We start from the raw sequence: 2,863 nt of genomic DNA, 5'->3' as shown, positions 1-2,863 counted from the left end.
GCACCTTCACCGACGTGCAGAGCATGGCGCACGGGCGCTGGTACCCGACCGTGACGACGCTCGGGGATGGCCGGGTCATGACCTTCTCGGGATTGCTGGACACCGGCGGGACGAATAGCACGGTGGAGATCTACACGCCGGGGGTCGGCTGGAGCCCGGAATATCCAGCGGGCTGGACCCCGCCGCTCTATCCACGTCTGCATCTGCTGCCCGACGGCAGGGTGCTCTACTCCGGATCCGGCACCGGATCGCGATTCTTCAATCCGTCAACACACGCGTGGACCGCCGTCGTCGCGTCGACCAACCGCACCGCCACGCGGACGTACGGCACGTCCGTGCTGCTGCCATTGAGGGCATCGAAGGGCTATGCGGCAAAGGTCCTGATCATGGGCGGCGGCAACCCGGCGACGAACACGACAGAGATCCTGGACCTGTCGGCATCGCCCCTGCACTGGCAGTACGGTCCGCCGATGTCGCAGGCCCGGATCGAGATGAACGCGACGATCCTGCCCAACGGCAAGGTCCTGGCGATGGGCGGATCGGCCACTGACGAAAATGCTGCGACCGCGAGTTACAACGCGGATCTCTACGATCCGGAGGCGGGAACGACCGGCGCGTTTTCGTCAGCGGGCGCAAACAGGATTCCACGCCTCTACCACTCGAATTCGCTGCTGCTGCCCGACGCCACCGTGCTGCTCGTCGGCGGCAACCCGGCCCGCGGCACCTACGAACAAGACATGGAGATCTACTCGCCAGCGTATCTCTTCAACGGCGACGGAACTCCAGCGCTTCGACCCACGATCACGACGGTCACACCGGCCGTGTCCGGCTACGGGTCGTTATTCCACGTGCACACGCCCGACGCGGCCGACATCAAATCGGTGGTCCTGGTTCGCCCGGGCGCCCCGACACACGCCTTCGACATGGACCAACGGGTCATCGAGCTGTCGTATACGGTCGGCGCCGGAGAGCTGACGGTCACGGCACCGCCGAACGGCAACATCGCTCCTCCCGGCTATTATTTGCTGTTCATTCTCAACGCCTCCGGCGTGCCTTCGGTCGCGACCTTCGTGCAGCTCTCTACGACGGCTCCGAATCTGCCGCCGACCGCCTCCATCACCAGCCCGCCGACCAACACGACTATCGACGCGGGGCGGTCGGTCTTCTTCTCAGGGGACGCCAGCGATCTGGACGGGACCATCAGCACGGTCACGTGGAGCTTCCCCGGCGGCACTCCTGCGTCCTCCACGGTTCTCAGCCCCGGCAACGTCATGTATTCGACGCCCGGCAACCATGTCGCGTCGTTCAAGGCCACGGACAACCGCGGGGCCTCGAGCCCGGTGGTGACGCGAACGATCACGGTTGCCGACTTCGCCTTGTCGGCGACACCGACGTCGCGAACGGTCCTTCCCGGAGTGGGTACGTCGTACACGGCAACCGTGACTGGCGGGACGGGGTTCGGCGCCACGGTGAGCTTCAGTGTCAGCGGCCTTCCCGCGGGAGCGAGCGGTGCATTTACGAAGACCGCGGTCACGGGTTCTGGGTCGAGCACCCTCAACGTGACGACGTCGCTGTCGACGCCAGCGGGCTCGTATCCGCTGACCATCAAGGGCACGACCGGACCGCTCACGCATTCTGTCACCGTCACGCTGGTGGTCGTCGGCAACTTCACGCTCTCTGTCAGCCCGGCGAGCCGCACCATCGGCCGCGGCCACGGCACCACCTACACCGTGACGATCACCCCGGAACAGGGATTCTCGGGGACCGTCAACCTTTCGGCCACCGGTCTGCCGAATTTTGCGACCGCGACCTTTGCGCCGGCATCTGTTGTCACTTCGGGTACGTCGACGCTGACGGTCGGCACCAAAAAGCGCGTCGCCAGAGGAACGTTCATTCTGACGATCACCGGTTCGAGCGGAGCCCGAGTTCACTCGGCACCCGTCACGCTGGTGATTCGATGAAGACCGTGGGATCAGCCGGGCCCGACGGCGGCGGACGAATCGATTCCGCGAGGCACGAGTAGTGCTCTTCGCCTGAACCGCCCGCGGACCGGATCAGAATTCCTGTCGAGTCACCCAACGGCGATCTCAGCGTCACGAAGTCGTCCTCGGCGAGACGCGAACCTGCCAATCTGGCGCCGGTCTGGGTGCGGCATCAGCCTTGCGACGATCAGGAGCCATGGTCGACGACAAAACACGCAACGATATCGCTACACAACGGCAGGGCATCAGCAATCGAGAGTCGTTCGCCGATGAGGCGCGCGAACGCGAGCAGTATCCGCCGGTTCAGGGAGGATCGCCGCCGCCGGAAGACGCCGCCGGACGAGTAGGCGAACAGCCACTCGAAGACGCACGCGATCGACATACCTCCCACAAGGCGGGCATGCGGTCGATTGCGCAGAAGGAGGACGGATCACGGTATCCCGATCGATCGACGCCGTCCTCGCACAAAGTTGGCGGTGCGTTCGGGCGCGAGTCCTAGCGCCGGTCACCATCCTTCTCGCCTCAGGCCAACCTTTCCGGCCGTCTTCTCGTCCAAGTCGCGACGGCGGAGCCTGCGCCCCGCCCGAGCCCAAGAGGAGTCACCAGTGGATGGCTTGAAACAGGACCTCGTCTATGCGGTGCGATCGCTCGGCCGGGCGCCGAGGTTCGCGGCCGGCGTCATGCTGACGCTCGCCCTCGGGCTTGGCGCCAACACCGCGGTCTTCGGCGTGCTGCATGCTGTGGTGCTCACGCCGCTTCCCTATCCATCCGCCGATCGGCTCATCCGGCTCTACAAGTTCAACCGCGGCGAAGACAACTACCTGCCTGGTCCGGCGGTACTCGCCTTCCGCGACCAGAGCACGACGATCGATCTCGCTCCC

Annotated in this window: 3 protein-coding genes; all 3 read left to right on the top strand. The window is 65.4% G+C overall.

Annotated features, from left to right (window positions below):
• On the top strand, positions 1-1,961 hold a 1,961-nt coding region (locus VH969_RS25450; protein ID WP_331978560.1), incomplete at its 5' end, for a galactose oxidase-like domain-containing protein.
• 217 nt (positions 1,962-2,178) lie between these two features.
• Positions 2,179-2,481 carry a hypothetical protein gene (locus VH969_RS25445; protein ID WP_331978558.1) on the top strand — a complete coding sequence of 101 codons (303 nt, stop codon included), beginning with the start codon at positions 2,179-2,181 and terminating at the stop codon, positions 2,479-2,481.
• 106 nt (positions 2,482-2,587) lie between these two features.
• The coding region (locus VH969_RS25440) for a hypothetical protein (protein ID WP_331978556.1) at positions 2,588-2,863 on the top strand (276 nt) is incomplete at its 3' end.

This window comes from Actinophytocola sp. (assembly GCF_036555685.1).
GTDB lineage: Bacteria > Actinomycetota > Actinomycetes > Mycobacteriales > Pseudonocardiaceae > Actinophytocola.
This window is presented reverse-complemented; position numbering and strand designations above follow the sequence as displayed.